The sequence below is a fragment of the Kineococcus sp. AC630 genome (assembly GCF_979255925.1).
In genome coordinates this window covers 109,755-131,013 of record NZ_CEEDMJ010000010.1, presented here as the reverse complement: position 1 = coordinate 131,013, position 21,259 = coordinate 109,755, and the positions used below count along the sequence as shown (strand labels likewise).

Genomic DNA, 21,259 nt, shown 5'->3' with positions numbered 1-21,259 from the left:
AGCTACGCTCGGTGGCGAGGAACATTCCCCGGCGGGGAGGTGGGTCCGTGGATGCTCGCGGTTCCGTGCACGTGTCGCTGCTGGACGGTTTCTCGATCCAGGCCGGTGGGGACGCGCAGGAGTTCCCGCGCGGGGTGCAGCGTCTCGTCGCCCACCTCGGACTGCACGGTCGCCGATCGCGCGACGCCCTCGCGGGTCGGTTGTGGCCCGACACCGACGAGCAGCGCGCCCACGCCCGCCTGCGGTCGACGTTGTGGCGCCTCCAGCGCCTGCAACCCGGGCTCGTGGAAGCGAGCACCGCTTCCCTGGCCCTGGCCCCGGGCGTGACCGTCGACGTGCAGGAGTTCCTGGACTGGACCGCCTCGGTCCTGGACCCCGGCTCGGCCGGCATGGCGGCGCAGCTGCCGGCCCTCGACGGGGAACTCCTGCCCGGCTGGTACGACGACTGGGTCCTGCTGGAACGAGAACGGTTGCGGCTGTTGCGGACCCGCGCCGTCGAGGTGCTCGCGGAACGTCTCCTGACGGCCGGCCGCTACGGCGAGGCGATCGAGACCGCGTTCGCCGCCGTCCGCGCGGAACCGTTGCGCGAGAGCGCCCACCGCGTGCTGGTCCGCGCGCACCTGGCCGAGGGCAACGTCGCCGAGGCGGTGCGGGAGTTCGAGACCTTCCGAGACCTGGTCCTGTCCGAGCTCGACGTCGAACCCACCCTCGCGATGCGTGAGCTCCTGGACCGGACCCGCCCCGGGTTCAACCCGGGGCCAGTACGAGCAGCGAGTTCGCCGGCACGGTGAGGACGGTCGAGGCGGGCATCCCGTCGTAGCCCTCGCTCCCGGCGCTGACACCGCCGCCGTTCCCGGTCACCCACGGGTTCACCCAGTCGTCGTAGACGTCGCTGTTGAACCGTTCCGTCCAGGTTCCGGCCCACGGCATCCCGACCCGGTAGCCCTCGTGCGTCGTGTCGCTGAACGAGGCGACGACGACGACGTCCTGCCCCCCGCCCTCCAGCCACCGGTGCACGGCCAGGACCCGGCCGGCGAGGTCGACGTGGTGCACGTTGGTCGCTCCCCGGCGCAGGACGGCCAGGTCCCGTCGCAGCCTCAGCAGGTCCGAGGTGAACCGCAGGTGGTCCCCCGTCACCCTGTCCCCGGAGTCCAGCCGGCGCCACGGAGCCCGCCCGGTGTCCGGGCCGACGTCGTCGCTCCACGGCGCGGCCTCCAGCAGTTCCTGACCCGCGAAGAGCATGGGGATGCCCGCCGAGGTCAGCACCAGACCGCTCGCCACCCGGGACCGGCTGCGGGCGTACCAGGACCGGGCGTCGGCCCCGTCGGCCAACACCGGCACCCGCGGGTGCCGGCCCACGAGCACCTCGTCGTGGCTCTCGACGTAGCGCACCGCTTTCCAGGCCGCGTCGTACCCCGCGGGTGTCGCCAGCGCACCCGCGACCCGACCCAGGTCCACGGGTCCCGACCCCCCGGAGGAGGTCTCGGCCACCACCTCGCGGACGGCGTCGCGCAGTGTGGAGTCCCAGGAGGCGTCCAGGCCCGCGCCGCCCACGTCCGCCGGGCGCACCACCCAGCCGTCCATCGGCCAGTACTCCGCGATCTGCACCGCCCGCGGCCGCACGAAGCGCACCGTGGCCGAGAGGTCCTGGCAGAACCGCCAGCCGTCGCCGCTCTGCTGGACGACCAGGCTGAGCGCGTCGTAGCGGAACCCGTCGACGTGGTGCTCGGTGAGGTGCCGGACGGCGACGTCGACGAGGTACTGCCGCACGTCGGCGTTCCAGTAGGCGAAGACCAGTCCGCCGGCCCAGCCCTGGCCGGTGAAGAACAGGCTGTCGGCGGGGTTCCCCGCGACGGCGCGGTCGTAGAAGTAGAGGCTCTCGTCGTCGAAACCCGGCCCGGCGTGGTTCAGGACGAGGTCCACCAGGACGGCGATGCCGTGCAGGTGCAGCACGTCGACGAGGACCTTCAGCTGGTTCACGGAACCCTGCAGCCACCGGCGCTCCAGCGCGGGGTGCCCCGTGCGGGCCAGGAGGCCGTCCACGACATCCCCGAAGCGTTCGAGTTCGACCGGGTCGTGGACGGCGTAACGCTGTTCGGGGGAGTGCAGGTCGGTCCCGTTGTAGCCCTGGCTGGTCGGGGTCTGGAACTCCGCGACGGGCAGCAGTTGCACGGCGTCGACCCCCAGCGCCAGCAGGTGGTCCACCCGGGCCGTCACGTCGAGGAAGGTTCCGATCCCCTCCGTGCCGGTGATCGACCAGGTGCCGACGTGCAGCTGCAGCAGCGTGAGGTCGCTGAACTCCGGGGCCCGGAACCCGCCGTCGTGCCAGGGGTATCCCGAGGGGTCCCGCACGACGCAGGACAGCGGGAATCCCGGGGTGAGCTCGCGGGCCCACGGGTCGCGCTTGAACCCGGCGCCGCCGGCGCCGACGACCCAGAACTTGTAGGTGGTGCCGTCACCGACCCCGGGTACGAAACCCGTCCAGTGGCCCGCCGGGCCACGCTGGAGGGCGTTCGCCGGACCGGGGGCCCAGTTCTCGTCCCAGCACACGTGCACCGCGCTCGCCCGTGGAGCCCACGTGCGGAAGACGACGCCACCGCTGTGGACGGTCGCGCCCATCGGCGTCGCGTCGTCGACGCCGTCCTGTCCCAGCGCCATCAGAGGACGACCAGTTCCAGCACCTGGACCTGGTGCGGTTGCAGCCCGAACCCCAGCCCACCCTCGAGCAGGGCCCGCCCGGTGCCGGAGCGGCTCCACAGCAGCCGACCCGGATCGGGGGCCAGCAGGTCCCGCACCTGCAGGTCCGCCCCGGGGCGCACGTCCAGCCAGCGGCCGAGGAGGTCACCCACGGCGAGGGCCCCGCTGACCCAGCCCGACGCGGCGAGGTTCGCCACCACGACCAACGGTCGTTGCGCCGAGCCGCGCACCATCGCCAGCACCCCTGGCGGTGCCCCGTCGAGCCGCTCCCGCTCCGCCCCGGCGAACGCAGCGTCGTCCCGGCGCAACCTCGCCGCCACCGAGATCCGCTCCGCCAGCGCGAGGTTCGCCGAACCCAGCGTCCCCTGCCCGAGCTGCCACAGCGTCGGGATCCCGCCGATCGCCTTGAACCGCAACTGCTGGGACTCCGCGAACTCGTCGCCGGCGAGCATCAGCAGGGCCCCGCCGGCCAGGTGCACCACCACCACCGCGCAGCCGTAGGCGTCGAGGTCGGTTCCGGAGCCGGCGTCGAAGAACGTGCTGCCCCGCCGTTCGTCGTGGTTTCCCGTGCCCGTGAACTCCACCGCCAGCCGCGGGTCGCCGAACCAGCCCCAGACGCCGTCGACGTCCCCACGGGCCAGGGCCGCGAGCAGCCCCTGGTACCCCGTGGACTGGACGACGTCGCCGACCGTGGCGCTGTAGTCCTTGCGGTCGTGGTCCTCCAGGACCCACACCAGCGAACGCCCGACCTGCTGCTCCACGCGGGGCAGGACCTGTTCGAAGAAGTGGTAGGGCATGGCCAGGGTGTGGTCGATGCGGAAACCGTCGGCGCCCAGGTCCAGGCACGCCCACCGCATCGCCCGCCCGATCCAGTCCATCACCGCGTAGTTCTGCGCGGTGCGCGCCACCCAGATCCCCGTGGGCGGGTGCCCGCCGTGGTTCAGGTGCTTCACGTCCGCCCACGTGCCGTACCAGTCGGGGGAGTAGGTGTCACCGACGTCGGCCGCCCCGTCGGCGTCGTAACTCCCGTCGGGGTGACGCGCGGCGTACATCCGCGGGTCGGCGTACTCCATGAAGTCCGCGACCTCGACGGGCAGCGCCACCCTGCGCGCGGTGATCTCGTCGAGCTGCTGCGGCGACGTCGCGACCCGCGCGTAGTCGCTGCGCCGCACACCGTCCGCACCGAGATCGTCCCGGAACTCGAAGTCGTGACCGACGTGGTTCGGGGCGATCTCGAAGAGGACCTTCAGACCCCGGCCGTGCGCCTCGGTGACGAAGCGACGCATGACGTCGTTGGCGAGGTCCCGCTGCCGGTCCCGGTCCCAGCTGGGGACCGCGCGGGCCTGCAGCGAGAGTTCGGGGTCGATCGCGAACCAGTCGGTGCTGGCGTAGTCGCTCCCGGCGTCGTCGACGGCCGGTCGCCCGTCCCACGGGTCCTGGCGGTAGGGCACCTGGACCCACACGCAGGTCACCCCGGCGGCCGCCAGGCCGGCGAGGTGGTACCAGCGCGCACCGCCCGCGAGCAGGTCGTCGATGGTGGAGATGTCGGTGCTGGAGTCCCGGGCGTTCGCCTTGTCCAGCGGCACCTCACGCACGACCACCCGGTCCAGGGCCGGGTCGACGGCGCGGAACACGACCCGGCCCGTGAGCCCGTGCGGCGCGGGCGGGCAGTGCTCCGCGGCCCACGCCCGCCCGGCTCCGGGGACGTCGACGAACGCCGTCACCACGTGCGTCCCGGCCCCCACCGCGGACAGCGTCACCTGGAAGGCGCGCTGGAAACCGTCGTCGGCCTGCACGGGTGACATGGGTGTCGCGGCGAACTGCTCGGGGCCGGCGGTCCCGACGTTGGACCACACGCTCGCGCTCGCCCCGTCGAGTTCAGCGGGACAGGTCGCCGAGACACCCAGACCCAGGGTCAGCGCTCCCCCCGGGCGCACCCGGACGCGGGTGGTCTCCGGGACGACCTGGGGTGTTCCGAAACCCATCCGCTCGATCACCCGCCCAGTCACGGCCACGGGCGTCACCTCGGCGTCACGGACGTCCGTGGCCGTGACGCGTCGGTGACGCGACCCTGGTGCTCTCAGCGGGTGGAGTTCGACGACGCGGTCCTCGTGCGGCTGGCCGACCCGGCGGCCCGCGCGAACCTGTTCGACCAGGACGCGCTGGCCCGGGTGCTCGCCGTCGGCTACGACCACCCGGAACTCGAAGGTCCCTACTCGGCGGTGTTCGACGAGGTCCGCGTCGGTGTCGACCTGGCGCCGGCGGTGACCCTCGACGGCGCGGTGCAACGGCTCGGCGACGCCGTCCGGCACCAGGTCACCGCCTCGATCGCCGGTCTGGCCGACCCCGCCGTCCCGCGACTGACCGGGTTGTGGCGCGGTGCGGTGGTGGCCCGTACCCGCCCCGCGCAGGACCGCGTGACCACGCTCACGCAGGTGTGGGGCCCGGGCGGCCCCGCCGCGACGGCCACCGACACCCTGCGGCTGCAGTACGCCGACCCCGCCGCCACGCCGAGCACGGCCCGGCCGTTGCCCGTCACGGTCGCCGTCCTGGCCCGGAGAAGTGCAGGTTCCAGCCCTGGAGCACTCCTCGCCGACACGGCCGTGCTCCGTGAGCGGCTCACCTCTGTCGGCGTCGAACCTGCTGCGGCGCAGGGCTTCCGGCGCAGGGTCGGCATCGTCGTCGCCTGGGTGCTGCCTCCGGAAACGTTCGACGACCCCGGCTGGCCCGGGGCCGATCGGGCCGGCCGCCGCAGCGCTGCCGCCGACTGGCTCGCTCTCCAGGGCGTCGCCCTGACCACCGCCACTCTCAGCTGACCCGCCGAAGACCCGGAGGAACCCATGACCGTCGCCGCCGCCTTCCCCTTCGTCCGGGTCCGCATCGACACGTCCCAGCTGCAACCGGTCAAGCAACGCGCCCCGGGGGTCCTCGCGGTCGTCGGCACGACACCGGACGGCGCGGACGGCGGTTCGGCCGCCGTCGGGGTCCCGGTGCTCGTCGCGACGGCGGACGACGCGGCGCAGTCGTTCTCGAAGGTGACGAACGGGGTCCCCGCCGGCAACCCCCTGCACGACGCCCTCGTCCTGGCCCTGAACCAGGCGATCCCGCCCAGCACCCTGTACGGGGTCCGGGTCGCCGGGGACGCGGTCGCCTCCGCGCTGGCGGGACTCGAGGCCCTCGACGACGTCACGCTCGTCGCCCTCGCCGGGGTGAGCACCGTGGGCGCCGCCGCCCACGACAACGACCCCGCGACCGGTCTGGTCGCCCTCAAGGCCCACGTCGAGGCGATGACCGCGGCGGGCCAGAAGCGGATCGGGGTGGCCGCCGTCGACCCGACCCGGGAGAAGGGCCCCAGCTACGTCGACGACGTCCTGGCTGCGGTGGAACCGTTGCGCAGCAGCGTGAGCCGGATGATCGTCGTTGCCGCGCGCGGCGCCACGGGCGACGTCGCGGTGGCCGCGGCGGCCACGATCGCGGGGCTCGCGCCGGAGGTCTCGCTGGTCCTGAAGCAGATCGGCGGGCTCAGCGTCCCGGTCGCGGCCCAGTTCACCCCCTCGGAGATCCGGCGGTTGTCCGAGGGCGGGGTGATCCCCCTCATCACGTCGAACCTGATGAGCGGCAGCGCGTTGCGGTTCGCCGAGGGCCGCACCTTCACGACGGACGACTCGTTGCTGTTCGTGGACACCGTCCGCCTCCTGGACCAGCTCGACGCCATGCTGCGCTACGGCCTCATCGGCTCGGTCGGCGACTCCCGGATCACCCGGGGCGGCCTGACCCTGCTCAAGGCCCGCGTGGAGGGGATCCTGGGCCCACTGGTCCGCAACGGGGTCGTCGACGACTTCTCGGTCAGCATCCCCGTGCTGGACGTCCTGTCCGTCCCTCGGACGTCGTGGAGCCCCACCGACGAGTCGATCGTCACGACGGCGCGGTTGAACCGGCAGATCGAGGCCTTCCTCACCGTGCGGCTCGGCCCCGCCGTCCAGCAGATCCAGCTCACCGTCATCCCCACCGCCTGACCCACCACCCGAGAGGAACGTCATGCCCGACTGGAGGTCACGTCTCGCCGTCTCCTGGCAGGACGGGACAGGAACCCACGCGATCGTCCCCGTCGACTCCTTCACCCCGAGCTTCTCGCTCGGGGCCACCCAGCTCGACAGCATCGGCGACACCCACCTCGGGGTCGTCTACTCCCCGAAGCAACTCAGCTTCTCGTTGAGCGTCAAGGCGATCGGCGAGTCCGCCGCGCAACTCACCGCGCTCGCGCTGGCGGGGAGCCGGTTCGACATCGTCCTGCAGGAGTCCGGGGACGGAACCGACTGGTCGTTCGCGAAGATCGTGATGTCCGAGTGCATCATCAACTCCGCGACGCCGACGGCCGCGACCGTCTCCGGCGCCCCCTCGGCCACGTTCTCCGGGTTCAGCCTCGGCGTCAGCGTCGAGGCCAAGGGCGGGGCACAGCCGGTCACGGCGCCCTGATGGAGCAGGACCTGCGGCGGCCGGGGGAGTCCGTCGTCTCCGAGACCGGGCTCGCGCTCGTCCACGCCGGGGAGCGCATCCGACCCGCTCCGGGCAGCGCGGCAACGCTCCTGCCCGCCGCGGACGACCCCGCCAGCGTCGTGGAGTACCACTTCCCGGTCGTCGTCGAGGTCCGTGAGTCGGTCGCCCCCGACGTCGACGCGGTCGCCGCGCTGGCCGTCCGGCGCGTGGTGGAAGGTCTGCGGGCGTGAGCGTGCGCGTGGTGCACCCGCTGCACCTGAGGATCGACGCGGCGCGCCTGGGCGAGGACGACCTCCTCCGCGCCGCGCTCGACGCCGCCCTCACCCGGGCCCTGGCGGGCAGCAGTCACCACGTCCTGACCGCCCTGCCCGACGGCACCGGGATCCGCGTGGTTCCCCCGCGGTTCGACTGGGACGCAGCGGGACAGGTGGGAGCCGAGGACCGCTCCCGCCTCGAGGACCTCGTGAGCGCCGCCGTCGCCGACGCCTCCACCACCGCCCTGCGCCGCGCGGGGGTGAGCGACGGCGTCCTGTTCCGCGGGTCCTCGACGGGACTCGACGTGGAGGAGCCGGTCGACCGTTCCCGCTACAGCCGGGGGCAGGGCCGCTACGTCGTCCCCGCCTACGGGGGCTCGCCGCACCGCAGCGTGCCGATCCTCGAGGACGACGGTCCGGGTTTCACCGTGACGTCGGTCCCGGCCGAACGGCTCTGGACACCGCTGGCACGGGACACGATCCTCGCGGCCATCGACGACGCACTGGCGCGCTCGGGTGGAGGGTTGCCGGCGACCGGGCTGGTGGGTTTCGTCTTCCTCGGCGTGGACGGCCGCACCTACCTCGTGGCCCAGGAACCCGACGGAACGCTGCGGGACCCCTTCCCGTTCGGCCCGATCCTCGAGACCTACGTCACCGACCTCGGCGAGTTCGCCCAGCGCCCCGTCCCGCTCTCGCCCGAGGCCACGTACCGGTTGCGCTGGGAGGGGGGCGGCGCGGACGGACCGGTGGTCGTCCGCCGTTTCCACGGGGCACGGCTGCGGACCGCCGCGAAGGCCGTCATCGCGCAGTTGCCGCTGCAGAGCGACGCGGAGTACGCCGACGCGCTGCAGGCCCGGGTCGAACCCGCACTGACCCGCATGGCGGGCGCGGCCGACGCCGCGGGGTGCTTCCTGCGCCTGGACGTCGACGGCCTCGGTCAGCTCCTGCACCTCTCGCCGCCCTACCCGGACTGGGTCGTGGCGGGTCTCGACCTCGTCGTCCTGCCGTTGACGAAACCGGGCGAGCGTCCCAGCGGCAGCACCCGGTTGGGCGACCGTGCGGGCGACGGCGCCGGTCACGCCCCTGGACGGGGGCTCGGCCAGGCCGCTGCCAAGAAGGAGGCCGCGGGCGGCTCGGGCGGAACGTCCACCGAGCCGGGTGGTTTCGTCACCGACCCGGGCGAACAGACGGCGCCGGCGGGGAAGCGCAACTTCCCCCTGGGTTCCCCGTGGTCCTCACGGACGGTCCAGGTCTGCGCGGCCGTCGAGGGGGAACCGAAGCTCGAGGCCCTCGGGCCCGCCGCGGCGCCGTTGAAGGAACTCATGGACCGGATCTGCACGGCACTCGAGATCCAGCCGTGCGCGTACGTCGGGAGCTTCGTCGTGGAGGCGGGGCGCTTCGTGGGGGTGCGCGCGCAGCAGGTCGCCGGCGACCCCGAGCAGACGGCGGGGCGCAACGAGGCGCCGCCGCCGGGCGTCCAGGGCAACCTCGGGTCTGTCCACTTCACCGCTGCCGCGTCGGTCCACGTGCAGCTGCAACGCCACCTGGCCGCGACCGTGCCCCTGATCGACCAGCTCGCGCAGGCCTACCAGGACGTCCTGCGGGAGCGGCCCGGCCTCATCGAGGGGACCTGGCACGACCGGTACGTCAGCTGGCAGTTGCGGTTCGGGTCGGAGTACGTGAACAGCCTGAGCCGCGGCGTCGGGGAACTGTTCGCGATGACCTGCGGAGTGCTCTTCGGGCAACTGCTGCGTGGTTCACGGCGCGTCATGGACGACGCCCGGTTCAACGTCGACCGGACGGCGAAGGTCTTCGAGCAGCGCATCCTGCCGCAGCTCGTCGACATCGCCGAACTGCTGCGCTGGCGCGACGACCTGAAGTCCACCCGGCTGAACGCCTCGTTCGCGAACTCCGGCGAGGGGTTCCAACCCGAGGAGGTCGTGATCGCCCCCGAGGTGCCGATGCCGGCGGCCAGGAAGGGCGGGTCCAGCCAGCGCGACGCGTGGGCCGCCGCGGCCGGTGCCTTCACGACCGGTCTCGCCCCGGCCCCGGCCCCGGCGCGATCGGACGCCGCCGGGACGGGCCGCGCGGGCGAGGTCGTGCACGCCGGCGGTTCCTACCGCGTCCGCGACCACTCCGGACGCCTGCTGTCCCTCGACGAGCTCGAGCAGAGCATCACGCTGCGCCGCGGCGGGGTCGAGAGCACCGATCCCCTGGTGTCGCACCTCGACGACCTGCCCGCCACGGTCGGGCGCATGCAGGGGGGCACGGACCACGTGAAGCGCGAACTCATCGCCGTCCTGGCCCGCATGCAGGAGAGCAGCGACGACATCATGGCCCAGGCGGCCGCCGACGTCTGGTACGGGTTCCGCGCCAGCGGGATCTCGGAGAACATCCCGCAGGCGACGGTGCCAGGGTCGAAGTACGCCCTCGGCGGCATCCACCAGCTCGCCCACGCCCAGCTCGCCGAGTTCTTCCGCGGCAGCCGCTACTACGCGATCGGGATCGACGACGTCATGGACACCGAACTGGGTCGCAAGGGGCTGACCCAGGCCATCGAGTTCATCGGCATCGTGGCCCTGTCCGTCCTCTGCCCGCCGGCCGGGATCGTCCTGGGCATCGAGGTCGCCGCCTACCACCTCGCCGAGGCCTACGAGAAGCAGTCCGTCTACGACGCGCTCTGGGAACCAACGCAGGTCCTGAGCCGCGCCGAGGTCGAACTGGAGCTGTTCGGTGCCTGGTTCGGGTTCATCGTGTCGCTGCTGCCGGCGGCCGGGAAGGCCCTCGGAGCACTCGGCAAGGCGTTGCGCCCGTTGGCCGCAGCCGCCGAGGAGGCCGGTGCCGCGTCCCGGGCGGTGTCGGCCGAGGCCGCCGACGCCGCGGTCTCGGCCTGGTTGCGCGAGGTCGAGGTCGACCTCGTCGAGCAGTTCATCACCGAGCTCGTCAAGGGAGAACTGCTCAACAAGCTGGTCGAGGTCGTCATGACGCCGGTCATGGAGCACCTGCAGCGGGAACTCGAGGTGACCGCCGCGGTGGGTGGCATCGACGCCGCGATGCAGACGGTGCTGGCCCGCCAGATCGCCGCGGCGAAGGGAGGCCGACCGTGAAGCTCCCGCTGTTCGGGCGCGTGGTCGAGCTCCCCCCGGCGCTGCTGGAGGAGGCCGGCGTCACGAACTTCCGGAAGTACCTCGTCCGGACCGGCATGAGCGAGGAGAACGCGGGTCGTCAGGTCGAGGTGCTCGTCGGGGTGCTGCTGGTCGATTCCGCCGCCTGGCTCGGCAAGGAGATGGGCCGGCACCTGCAGACGGTCGAGCGGCTGCGGACCGAGCTGCGCACCCGCTACGGGCGGGTGCTGAGGGTGATGCGTGAGAATCCCGGGATCGCCGAACTCCCGCACGAGCTGCAACCCGAGGCCTTCCACGCCCTGTTCGCCGAGATGACGCAGCACATGGACGACCTCGCCGCCCCCGGGGACGCGCTCAACCAGCGGATGGTTCCTCTCCAGGAGTCCACCGGCCGCGAGAACGGCACCGGACCCGCCGAACCCCCGGCGGGTCGCTTCCGGCGCAGCGGGGACGCGCAGGCCGAGAACGCCTACATGCGTGAACTGCGGCGGCTCTCCGACGACTTCGACGACCGGCCGAAGGGCGAGCGGGGAGGCCGGCCGGCCGCACCCCGGCGCGCGGTGGCCGAACGGGCCGCGGAGATCCTGGCCGACCACCTCGGTCTGGACCGGAAGTCGGTGACCGTCGGGGACCAGCCGATGACCGGGCCCCACCTGGCCGCCTGGACCGACCTCGGGGTCTTCGACCCCGTCCGCGAACTCGGGTTCGAGATGTTCTTCAACGTGACGTCGGAGGTCCCCGGGTCGACCGATCGCGTGCAGGTCAAACCCGACGCCTTGCGGTTCCGCGACGCCCGGGCGTTCGACCTGCTGGAGTTCAAGTCGCACGAGCGGGTCCCGGGGAAGGGGTTCTTCGCGCGCAGTGCCCGGGCGGAGGTGGCCGACATGGAGGTGCGGGCCCGCCTCGCGGAGAGCCTCCCCGGGTGCGAGGGCTGGCGCTACCGCACCGCCCTGCCCGAGATGCGCGAGGTCTACGACTGGGCGTTCAAGACCCTGCGCGGCGAGGGGCGGACGGCAGGTGCTCCTCCTGAGGCCGCCTCGCCCGAGTTCGTGCGCGAGGTCCAGACCCGCGCGGCGCTGGGGAACACCGGCTGGGCCCGCAAGCTGGGGGTGGACTGATGGCCTCCGAGACGAGTTTCATCGCCTACGACCACGGTCTGCCGTCGGCGTTGCTCTCCGACGGGATCCTCACCATCCCCTTGTGGGCGGTGAGTTCCCTCTCGCTGTCCGAGACGTACCAGTTGCCGGCCATCGGGTCGACCGGTCACCGCGCGGTGGCGCAGGTCCACGACGACACCCTGTCGTTGTCCGGGACGCTGGTCGGCCCGGAACGCTTCACCTGGAAGCTCGGGCTGGAGCAGCTCGCCGAGGCGGGCAAACGCGGGACCGCCCTGGCCGCGGCCACCCGCGGCACCGTCGGCGGGCTCATCCTCGTCACGGCCATGACCATCCGCACCGACATCCAGGTGCAGAGCCTGACCTTCACCGCCACGGCCGCGCGCCGTGACGTCCTGGACGTGTCCCTCACCCTCGCCCACCTCCCACTGCCCTCCCTGCTCGGCAAGCTCCTCGACGTCGCCAGCCTCGGCGTCGGGGGACTCTCCGACTGGGCCGGGCACCGTTGACCTGGAGCCCCCGTGCCACCCCTCACCGCAGCCGTCGTGCTCCGCTCCCTCGTCCCCGCTCCCGGCCCGGGCGCGGTCCCCGACGGCTGGACCCTGCTCGACGCCGACCTCTCGGCCGGGGTTCCGGCCCGGTTCCCGCTGACCCCGGACCTCACCCTCGTCCTGATCCTGCCGACGGGGGTCGCCCGTGCCTGGCAACGTCTGGACCCGGGCACCGTCGTCACCTCCACGAACGTCCCGGGTCTGGAACTCCCCGGGCCGAGACTGCTCCTGCTGCAGGCGAACGAACTCGTGGCCGCCGTCCCGTTGACCCGGGGACTGACCCGGACCCTGCCGGCCGACCCCGCGCGCCCGGCACGGATCACCGTGCGTCCCCTGGACTGGCACCTGACCGCCGGGTGCGTCGCCGGCGCGACGTCGACGGGCAACCGGTTCCGGCTGGCCTGGACCACTCCCGCGAGCTCCCAGGACTGGCGGTGAGCGTCCTCACCGGCGCGCTGAGCGCCGGAACCCTCACCGGGAACCACCCCGGTGCCGTCCTGACGTTCCACACCACCCGCGCCGACGGGACCCTCGACACCCCGCCCGCCGTCGTCCACCACACCGACGCCCACGAGGTCGAGGTGAGCGTGCCCGTCACCGCGGACCTGCGCGGTGGCAACGTCTCGGTGACGCTCGTGGGGCTCAGCGACGACCACCACGCCACCCTTGCCGCGAAGCTCCCCACCGGCGGGTACCGCCTGGACGCCCTGCGCGTCCACCTGTTCTGGCGGGACACGAACTCCTCCGTCGCGGGGTACCTCGGCAACCTCCTGGGACTGGGTGCGCTCACCGGGAAGCTCGCGGGGCTGGCCGGGGCGGCGGGGGACCCGCTGGAAGCCGTCCGGGTGGCCGAGATCGCGGTGACCGGTGTGACCCGCCGGCGTGGCGCCCGCCGCTACGAGACCGTGGTCACCGGTGGGTTGCGGGTCGCGGCGCGCACCGCGACCCGACTTCCCCGACCGCTCGCCGTCACGGGCCTCGACACCGCCGCGGAGGACCTCGCCCGGGCCGCCGGCGTCGCCGTCACCACCTACCCGGTCGACGCCGTGGACGCCCCGTTCCGCGCCGCCCGCGGGGAGAGGGTGGCCGACGCCCTGCAGCGGCTGAGCGCCCTCTACGAACTCGCCTCGGGCCGCTACGGCCGCGGCATGCTGCTGGTCCGTGGTGATCGACTGCACCTCGGACCACGCCCGATCCCGTTGCAGGGCAGCACGGTCAGGCTCGACTGGGCGAGCGGACTGCTGGGGGCGGAAGCGCTGCCCCCACTCGTCGCCGACGTGGAAGCCGAGGACGGCGGAACGGGCGCGGTGTCGCGCGGGCAGTGGAAACTCACCCTGCGGGGTCGCCCCGACCTGCACCCGGGCGACGTCGTGAGCTTCGATCCGCCCGTCGGGGAGGAGACGTCCCCGACGGGTGTCCTGGCGGCCCTCGCCGGCGCGTTCGCGGCACCCTTCTCCGGGCTGCTGGCGACGCAGGGCGGAACCCGGGGGTACGTCTCGGGCCTGACCCACACGCTGAGCCGGACCTCGGGGTTGCTCACCGAACTCACCGTCGTGGCGCTGACGGGCGGGGAGGACGGCTGGGACCACCGCAGCGTCGCCCCGAGCGCCCAGGCCGTGCGGGGGGCGACGGGCGCGCCCGCCGACCACCCCGACCCGGTCGTGGCCCTGCGCGCCGAACTCGAACGGACCGTCGCGGGCAGGCTGGCCCAGACCGAGGTGGCCGAGGTCGGTGAGGTCCGCGGCGTCACGGGCCGACGCACGACGGTGTGGCTCGGGACGGACCCCGCCGCGGACGCCCACGGCAACGGGACCGCCCGGTTGCCCATCGACCGCGCGGCCCCGCTCGAGGTCGGCGACCTCCCCTACCTCACCCCCTTCGCCTGGGGCCCGTGCGGTCTGGTCCTGCCGCGCTACCCGGGAACCCGTGTCGTCGCCGTCCACCGCCACGGTCTGCCCTCCGAACCTGTCGACGTCGGCGCGGTCTGGCCGGACGGTGAGGGTCCCGACGCGAGACCCGGTGACTGGTGGCTCACCCTGCCCGTCGGCGTCCCGGCCGAGCGACGGACGAGCCTGGCGCCCACGGCGGTTCCCGAACCCCACCGGGGCACGGTGACCAACGACCTCGTGGACGCCGACGGTCACCGGGTCATCGAGGTCGGCGACCTGCGCATCCGCATCGGCCCCGACGCCCCCGGCACGGCCGGGAAACGTCCGGAACCCCTCACGGGGGACCCCGTGCTGGCGATCGAGCACTCCGACGGCACGACGCTGCTGACGTTCGCGAAGAACGGGGACGTCACGCTGGTGGCCAAGGGGAAGCTCACCCTCAAGGGAACCTCGATCGCCCTCGAAGGCGACGACGTCGACGTGACAGTGAAGAACCGGATGAACGTGGAGGGCCCCTCGTGACCGTCGTCCTGACCACCGCCGCCACCGTCGCGTGCACGTTCCAGGGGAAGGTGGTGCTGACCCCACCCCGCTCGGCGTTGCAGGTGAACGGCACAACCGTCCCGACGGCCGGGAACGTCGGCGACTGGGAACCCGTTCCCGCCAGCTGTCAGGCGAAGACGCCCGAGCCGAAACCGTCCCCCTGCACCGGGGTCGGCAGCGTGAGCGCCGGACGGTCCACCAGGCTCTTCGTCGACGGCGATCCCGTCGTGCTGGAGGACCTCTCGGCGCTCTCGACGGGATCCGACGTCACCGTCGGGCACACCGTCTCCGTCAAGGCCACCTCCGCCTCCGCCCTCCAGGCGGTGTGACGTGACCGGAGACGGGTCCCTGCGACGGCGCGCCCTCGGCTGGGGCCTGCGCAGCACCGAGATCCTGCCGGGCGCGGACCTGGGTCGCGACCTCGAACTCGTCGACGGTCCGGGCGGACGGGACCTGTCGCTGGTGGCGGACGTCGAGAACCTCGCCCAGTGCCTGCAACTGGCCCTCACGACACGCCTGGGCGACGACGTCTTCAACTCGGGTTTCGGGTTCGACGGCGTCCGGGTGCTGGCCGAACCGACCGCGCCGGGGCTGGCCCGGGAACAGGTGCGCGTCGCGGTCCTGGACACCGTGCGCCGCGACCCCCGGGTGCGGCGCATCGTCGACCTGCAGGTGCTCGACCACCGGCTGGCCCGGGCGGGAACCGCCGAGGTCGTCTGCGCCGTCGAGACCACGAGCGGGGAACCCGTGTCGATCTCCCTGGACGGGGTGGTGAACCGTGCCTGAACCGCAGATCGCCCGCACCTGGGGTGACGTCGGCGCCGTCGACTCGGCGGTGCTGCGCGCGACCGGGACCGACGACGTCGGGGTCACCACGTCGGGTTTCGTGCCCAAGTCGTTCGCCCGGTTGCTGGCCGAGAAGCTGGCGCTGGCGCAGGGGGTGTTCGGCAGCGACGTGGACCTCACGGCCGGCTCGGTGGTGCGCAAGCTCCTGGAGATCAGTGCGCTCGAGGACGCCCGCACGTGGGCGGCCGTCGGGGCGGCCTGGGACGACGCGTTCGTCACCTCGGCCACGGGTGAGGCGCTGAGCCGCCTCGGCGCCGAACTGGGCCTGCCGCGCCCGTTCTCGGAGGCCGCCGGGAGCGTCCGGCTGCAGCTGAGCGGAACCCTGCCGACCGGGACGGCGAACGTCTCGATCCCCTGGGGTTCCCGGCTGCTCACGTCCGGCGGTCACGACGTGGCCACCGCGGAGGACGTCGTCCTCGACCCGGTCCAACCCGTCCGGGACGTGGCCGTCGTCGCGTTCCTCCCCGGACCCGAAGGTGATCTCGACCCCGCGGTCGTCGACGCCGGCGGCGCCCACCCGCAGCGCATCGACCGGTGGAACATGCTGGACGACGGTCTCGCCGACTACTCCGCCCTCGCCGCCGGCAGCGGTGTGCAGGTGCAGGTGCAGCACACCCGGCCGCTGACGGGCGGGACGTCGAGGTGGCCCGACGACCGCTACCGGACGCTGCTCCTGCGGGCCCCGCGCTCGTTGTGGACCGCCGACGCCCTGCAGGTGGCGGTGTCGCTGGTGCCGGGGGTCCGGCAGGTGCTCGTCCGCGACGCCTGGGGCGGTCTGGACCTCGACCAGTCGATCTTCGGGAACTTCTCGTTCCTGGAACGCGTGTTCTCGGCCGAACGCGACCTGGCCAGCCCGTACTACGTCACGATCCTCGTCGCCCCCACCCCGGCCGCGATCTGGGACGGTCCCGAGGGGTTGCAGGCGCAGGTGCGCGCGGCGGTGGAGGACCTGCGGCCGCTGGGCATCTTCCCCTCCGTGGTGCAGGGCGAGACGGCCGCGGTGTCGTTCGCGGCCGACGTGCTCGTGGCGGGGGTCCCGCTGCCCGGTGGGGGAGACCGCGTGGTGAACGCCTCCGACGCCGCGGCGACCCTGAAGCAGCGCCTCTCGGACCGGGTCCGGCGCTACGTGGGCGGCCTCTCCTTCGGTGAACCCGTCCGGGCGGCCGAGGTCGTGCACGGGCTGATGGACGAACCGGGTGTCGTGGACGTGCGCAACCTGACCCTGGTGCGGGCTCCCGTCCTCGTCGACGACGACGTCCCCGCCGAACTCGTCGGGCCCGGGGACGACCTCGTGCGTGCCGTCCGCCTGGGCGTGGGGGAGAACTACGACGTCGGGGCGTCGAGCATCCCCGGGTACGTGCAACGCCTCGACCTGCTGCGGCTGGTGACCCGGTGAGCCACCCGGCGGGAGATCCGGAGGACGTCGGCGGCAGTTCCGTCGCGGCCCTCGCCGACCACCTCACGGGACCGTTGCGCGCCGGCGCCGTGCTGGAGGAGAACCCGCTGTCCGCGGACGGCCGGGCCCTCGTCGGCTGGGCACGGGAACCGTTGCTGCTGCTGCGGATCGACGTGGACCTCGACCTCGCCGAACTCCTCGCCACGGTGGTCCTCACCCCCTCGACCGCGGGGGGCGCGGGAACCCCGACGACCGTCGACCTGCGTTTCGCGTCGTTCACCGAACGGGGTTCCTGCCTGGCGCTGCCGTCGCTGCAGTCGGGCGGTGGTTCCGGGGAGGTCGCCGTGGAGGTGCGGGTTCCGGGACGCAGCGCGGCCGAGGTCGTCACCCTCGTGCTCGTGCAGGGGGTGGCCGGTCGCCTCGCCCACGTGCTGACCGCCGAGAAGGCCGCGGTTCGCCGGGCCGCCCGCGAGGTGGCCGCGGTGCGGAACCCCGGGACGGCACGCCGCGCGAGCCTGGACCGCCACGGCGCCGACCTCGGGGTCGCCCGGTTCACCGACCGCCTCGTCGGCAACGCCGTGACCGGGCAGGTGAGCACCGCGGTGCGCACCGAACCCGACGGACGGGAACCCGACGAGGACTACCGGCGTCGGCTCCAGGCCGTGCGCCGGTTCCGGATCCCGACCCCCGCCGGGGTGCGCGAGGCGCTCGGCGCCCCGCTGGCCGAGCTGGGCGTGACCTCCGCGGTGGAGGTCGTCGAACGGACCGACGAGTTCGCCGTCGCCGTCCAGTTCGTGGCCGCGGGGCCCGGGGGAGCGGCCGCGCTCGAGGGGGTCCTCAGCGACCTGCGACGGGACCGTCTGGTGCGCCCCGCCGGCAGCGGGGACGCCGACACCGCCGCCAGGTTGCTGTCCGCACCGTCGTGGGAGGACCTGCTCGAACTGCGGGCCACGCTGCTGCAGGGGTACCGGTTCACCGGTCAGGCCTCCGTCGACCCCGCTTTCGCTCCGGGGTTGGCGCGCTGCCTGGGCCTCGCCTTCCGGTTGCGGGAGGCCCTGGGCGACGGCAGCCACTGGGAGGTGCAGCGCGCCCAGGACCCCACCGGCGGGAACCGGTACCAGCTCGGTGCGGGCGCGGACCTCGTGCTGCCCGACGCCGCCGCGGCGGAGACCTTGCGGCAGAGAGCGCTCACCGTCGACCCGGCCACGGTCACGGCCCCCGTCCGCGGGGTGCTGCAGGCCGCCCGCGTGGCGGCCGGCGCGGGAGAGGACCCCGGCTTGCGCTGGTTCCTCGAGGGGTGCGGGTTGCGGACGGTGCAACCCCTGGCGGGTGCCGTCCACGTCAGCCACCTGCCGGTGTTCGGCCTCGACGTCACCGTGGCCGACACCCCCGACCTGCCCGGCTGGACGCACCTCCTGCCGCTGCCGCAGCGGCAGTGGCGCGACCCCGCGTTGATCCGCTACGCCGCCACGACCGGTCGACTCGAACTGGTCACCCTCGCCGCCGACGGTACGGCCACCGTCGTCGTCGCGTCGGACTCCACACCGGGGTGGACGAGCCTCGCGGTCCTGCCGAGTGCGGACCCGGCGAGCGAGTGGCTCGTCGTGGGCCACGACGCCGTGAGCGGGAACCTGGCGGCCTACGGCTGGTACGTCGGCGCCGCCGCCGCGGAGGGCGCGACCCAGAAGCTGCAGATCCGGACGAACGGGTGGGAACCCGGCGCGGAGGTCGTGGTCGCCGCGCGGTTCCGTGGTCCGGGGTCACCGGCCGACGTGGTCGTCTGCAACCACCGGACCGGAACCTTGACGCTGTACCGCAGCGAGTACCTGCAGGGGATCTGGCGTGGCGGGCCCGCCGGTGACGGCGATCCCGGCGGGGGAGGCGGCGGACGGTGGACCCACCTGCTCCCCGGGCGTTTCCACCCCGCGCGTGAGACGGGACCCGAGGTGCGCCAGCTGCTCTGCTACGACCGCCGGTCCGGGGACCTGCAACTCCTGGAGCCCGTCGAGGACGGTTTCGTCGTGGCGTGGCGGATCGCGGGGTGGCGGCCCGGGTACACGCACCTGACGACGACCGCCGACGAGGCGGTCCTCGTGACCCACGACCGCGAACGCGGCGGCCTGCAGCGCTGGACCGGGATCGCCACGGGCAACCCCGTGCCGGCCGGGACGGACCCCTGCCCGCCCCGCACCGTGACTGCGATGGCGTCCGTGGCCGGGCAGGTGCTGCTCTACGACCGCGCGAGCGGACGGGTCTCGTGCGTGACCCCACGCCGGCAGGGACGCCTCGCTCCGTTCCCCGGCCGACGCCGGCGCGACGCGACGCCGCCCACCCCGGGCGGTGTGGTCTGGCACGCTGCCACGACCGCGGTGACGACCGCTGTGCTGCGCGGGGGCGACGGCGTCTTCGGGCCCGACGCGAGTGCCGTGCTCGCCCAGGGGCTGGACGCGGCCGCGACCGCGTGGGGCGCCCGTGCCGGTGCGGCGTGGGCGGTGCTCGTCGACCGCGACGCCCAACGGACGGTGTGGGAGGCGGTGACCGAGGCCGGCCCCGCAGCCGCTGAACTCACCTCGGCGGGGATCCCGCCGGTCCCCGCGGGCGCGGGGTTCGCCGCGGCCGCCGGGGCGCTCCCCCTGCAGTACCTCGCGACGCTGCACCTGGACCCGGCGACGGTCACCGTCCTGGCCGCCGGCGATCAGACCGCCCACGACGAGGCCGCGGCCCTGCTGGAGGTGCTCTCCGCCGACGGGCTGGCGTGCGCGGTGACGCTGACGACGACGGCGGGAACGTTCCTCGTCGTCTCCGTCACCGGGCTGCCGGGGGTCACGCCGAACCTGGCGGACCGCCGGACGGCGGGGTTCCGCTGGTACGCGTTGCCGGTCCAGGGGCTCCCCGGCGTCGTCGCCCCGGTGGGGGCCTCGAGCTCCTGGGCGGCGGCCGACGACGGGGTCACGGCACTGGTCGTGCTCGCCTACCGCCGTGGTGGCGACGCCGATCCGTACGAGGTGCTGCTGCGGATGCCGCCGGGCGCCGTGCTCACCCCCGAGCAGTACGAGTTCGCCCTCAACGTCGTCGCCCGTGCCGTGCCCGCCGGCATCGAAGTGAACACCTACGCGTTGCGCCGCAGGCACCTCGACCTCGACGGCGACCTCCACCCCGATCCCTTGTCCCCTGACGCCGCGCGTTCCTACCGGAGGTTCCGATGACCGACTCGAACCCGTTCACCACGTCGGCGGACGCGCTCATCACGAAGGTCACGGCCACGGGGGTGAGCCGGAGCGACGCCGTCTCCCTCGTCGGCCAGTGGCTGCTCGGCAGCGTGCAGGCCGGGGGTCGTTCGTTCGCGTTCTCGGCCCCCCTGCCCGCCGCCGACGCCACCTGGCAGGCGACCTTCGCGCGCAGCTTCCAGCACGCCGACTGGATCGACGGCGAGAGCGTCGTGCAGGCCGGTCAGTCGGTGGGGGAGGACGGTTTCAACACGCGACTGCACCGCATCGAGGCCGATCTCGACGCCCTGGGCCAGCAGGCGAGGACGACGTACGCGAACCTCAACGCGCTGCGCCAGGCCGTCGTGACGATGCTCGAGGAGGTGCGACTGGAGCTGAACCGCATCGACGCCGACCTCTCGCCCCGCACGGGCGGCGGGGTCCAGCAGTCGGGGATCGACAAGTACCTCCTCGGCCCGAAGTTCAGCGGTTCGGCCGTCATCGCCGGCCAGAAGGTGCAGATGTGGCAGACCGACCAGGGGGTCCTCGCCCTGCCCTGGGTCGCAGGCGCCGGTGGTCCCGATCCGCTGGTCAACCCCGACGGGGTCCGCGCACCCCAGCTCGCCGGGCTGATCGCGACCCACCCCGAGCTCGTCGCGGACATCACCGCGGGGCGGACCACCTCCCAACTGGTCGCCGCGCACGGGAACCTGCGGGCCGAGGACGGGACCTCGTTCGCCGACCTCGTCTCGACCGTCCCCGCGGACGGGACGTTCGCGACGACGGGCGACCTGGTGACGCTGGTGACGCAGCAGGACGTCGTGGCGACCGTCGCCCTGGGCAGCCAGGAGGCGGTCTCCTCCCGCGTGCTGGGCGGCGCGCGGGTGAGCACGGACACCGCTGCCGTCCCGTTGGACTCGGTGGCGACGCTGTCCTCGCAGGAACGGTTCGCCCTGGCGGGATCGGGGATCACGACCGTGGGGCAGCTCACCGCAGCCGGGCCCGAGCAGGTGCAGGGCATCTTCGACACCGCCGGGACGGGGGCCGTCCCCGGCCGGGCCGCGGTGCTGGACGCGGGGTTCAAGGTGGCCGCCGGATTGCAGGGGCTGGTGCGGGCGCGCCTCTGACCTCCCCGTCGGT

17 protein-coding genes are annotated in these 21,259 nt (G+C 73.6%); 15 read left to right on the top strand and 2 right to left on the bottom strand.

All coding sequences use genetic code 11. The features are described from left to right. Positions 1-47 precede the first annotated feature (47 nt). Complete coding sequence (locus AC0I8G_RS12550) at positions 48-791, top strand: AfsR/SARP family transcriptional regulator (protein ID WP_471730217.1); 744 nt, start codon at positions 48-50, stop codon at positions 789-791. Here the strand turns inward: AC0I8G_RS12550 and AC0I8G_RS12545 are convergent. Together AC0I8G_RS12545 and AC0I8G_RS12540 are read right to left on the bottom strand one after the other, a co-directional pair. Further along, entirely contained in the window at positions 748-2,658 is a 1,911-nt protein-coding gene (locus tag AC0I8G_RS12545; RefSeq protein WP_471730216.1) for an alpha amylase C-terminal domain-containing protein, read from the bottom strand. The two genes, AC0I8G_RS12550 and AC0I8G_RS12545, sit on opposite strands and share 44 nt — an antisense overlap. After that, a complete protein-coding gene (locus tag AC0I8G_RS12540; protein WP_471730215.1) occupies positions 2,658-4,712 on the bottom strand; it encodes an alpha-amylase family protein in 2,055 nt (684 codons plus the stop codon). Before AC0I8G_RS12540 ends, AC0I8G_RS12545 begins: the two co-directional genes overlap by 1 nt. Before the next feature lie 72 nt (positions 4,713-4,784). Between AC0I8G_RS12540 and AC0I8G_RS12535 the strand changes: the two genes are divergently transcribed. Genes AC0I8G_RS12535 through AC0I8G_RS12470 form a run of 14 tightly spaced genes read left to right on the top strand, consistent with a single transcriptional unit; the run spans position 4,785 to position 21,246 of the window. Next, positions 4,785-5,513, top strand: a complete 729-nt coding sequence (locus AC0I8G_RS12535) for a hypothetical protein (RefSeq protein WP_471730214.1) — start codon at positions 4,785-4,787, stop codon at positions 5,511-5,513. Between the two features lie 24 nt (positions 5,514-5,537). Continuing rightward, a complete protein-coding gene (locus AC0I8G_RS12530) occupies positions 5,538-6,713 on the top strand; it encodes a hypothetical protein (protein ID WP_471730213.1) in 1,176 nt (391 codons plus the stop codon). Between the two features lie 22 nt (positions 6,714-6,735). Continuing rightward, positions 6,736-7,173 (top strand): hypothetical protein, encoded by a 438-nt coding sequence (locus AC0I8G_RS12525; RefSeq protein ID WP_471730212.1) that lies wholly within the window; start codon positions 6,736-6,738, stop codon positions 7,171-7,173. Next, the gene (locus AC0I8G_RS12520) at positions 7,173-7,424 is read left to right on the top strand and encodes a hypothetical protein (protein ID WP_471730211.1); all 252 of its coding nucleotides are present in this window, start codon (positions 7,173-7,175) and stop codon (positions 7,422-7,424) included. Before AC0I8G_RS12525 ends, AC0I8G_RS12520 begins: the two co-directional genes overlap by 1 nt. Continuing rightward, entirely contained in the window at positions 7,421-10,555 is a 3,135-nt protein-coding gene (locus AC0I8G_RS12515) for a hypothetical protein (RefSeq protein ID WP_471730210.1), read from the top strand. The genes AC0I8G_RS12520 and AC0I8G_RS12515 overlap by 4 nt, the downstream gene beginning before the upstream one ends. Then, complete coding sequence (locus AC0I8G_RS12510) at positions 10,552-11,691, top strand: hypothetical protein (protein ID WP_471730209.1); 1,140 nt, start codon at positions 10,552-10,554, stop codon at positions 11,689-11,691. The genes AC0I8G_RS12515 and AC0I8G_RS12510 overlap by 4 nt, the downstream gene beginning before the upstream one ends. Further along, the gene (locus AC0I8G_RS12505) at positions 11,691-12,197 is read left to right on the top strand and encodes a hypothetical protein (protein ID WP_471730208.1); all 507 of its coding nucleotides are present in this window, start codon (positions 11,691-11,693) and stop codon (positions 12,195-12,197) included. The genes AC0I8G_RS12510 and AC0I8G_RS12505 overlap by 1 nt, the downstream gene beginning before the upstream one ends. A 12-nt stretch (positions 12,198-12,209) precedes the next feature. Continuing rightward, positions 12,210-12,677: a hypothetical protein gene (locus AC0I8G_RS12500; protein ID WP_471730207.1), complete on the top strand. Its 468-nt coding sequence runs from the start codon at positions 12,210-12,212 to the stop codon at positions 12,675-12,677. After that, positions 12,674-14,650: a hypothetical protein gene (locus AC0I8G_RS12495; protein WP_471730206.1), complete on the top strand. Its 1,977-nt coding sequence runs from the start codon at positions 12,674-12,676 to the stop codon at positions 14,648-14,650. Before AC0I8G_RS12500 ends, AC0I8G_RS12495 begins: the two co-directional genes overlap by 4 nt. Further along, positions 14,647-15,000, top strand: a complete 354-nt coding sequence (locus AC0I8G_RS12490; RefSeq protein WP_471730205.1) for a hypothetical protein — start codon at positions 14,647-14,649, stop codon at positions 14,998-15,000. Before AC0I8G_RS12495 ends, AC0I8G_RS12490 begins: the two co-directional genes overlap by 4 nt. 1 nt (position 15,001) lies before the next feature. Next, positions 15,002-15,457 (top strand): GPW/gp25 family protein, encoded by a 456-nt coding sequence (locus AC0I8G_RS12485; protein ID WP_471730204.1) that lies wholly within the window; start codon positions 15,002-15,004, stop codon positions 15,455-15,457. After that, positions 15,450-16,913, top strand: coding sequence for a baseplate J/gp47 family protein (locus tag AC0I8G_RS12480; protein WP_471730203.1), 1,464 nt, complete (start codon positions 15,450-15,452; stop codon positions 16,911-16,913). The genes AC0I8G_RS12485 and AC0I8G_RS12480 overlap by 8 nt, the downstream gene beginning before the upstream one ends. Then, complete coding sequence (locus tag AC0I8G_RS12475; protein ID WP_471730202.1) at positions 16,910-20,119, top strand: hypothetical protein; 3,210 nt, start codon at positions 16,910-16,912, stop codon at positions 20,117-20,119. Before AC0I8G_RS12480 ends, AC0I8G_RS12475 begins: the two co-directional genes overlap by 4 nt. After that, positions 20,116-21,246: a hypothetical protein gene (locus AC0I8G_RS12470; RefSeq protein WP_471730201.1), complete on the top strand. Its 1,131-nt coding sequence runs from the start codon at positions 20,116-20,118 to the stop codon at positions 21,244-21,246. Before AC0I8G_RS12475 ends, AC0I8G_RS12470 begins: the two co-directional genes overlap by 4 nt. Positions 21,247-21,259 lie beyond the last annotated feature (13 nt).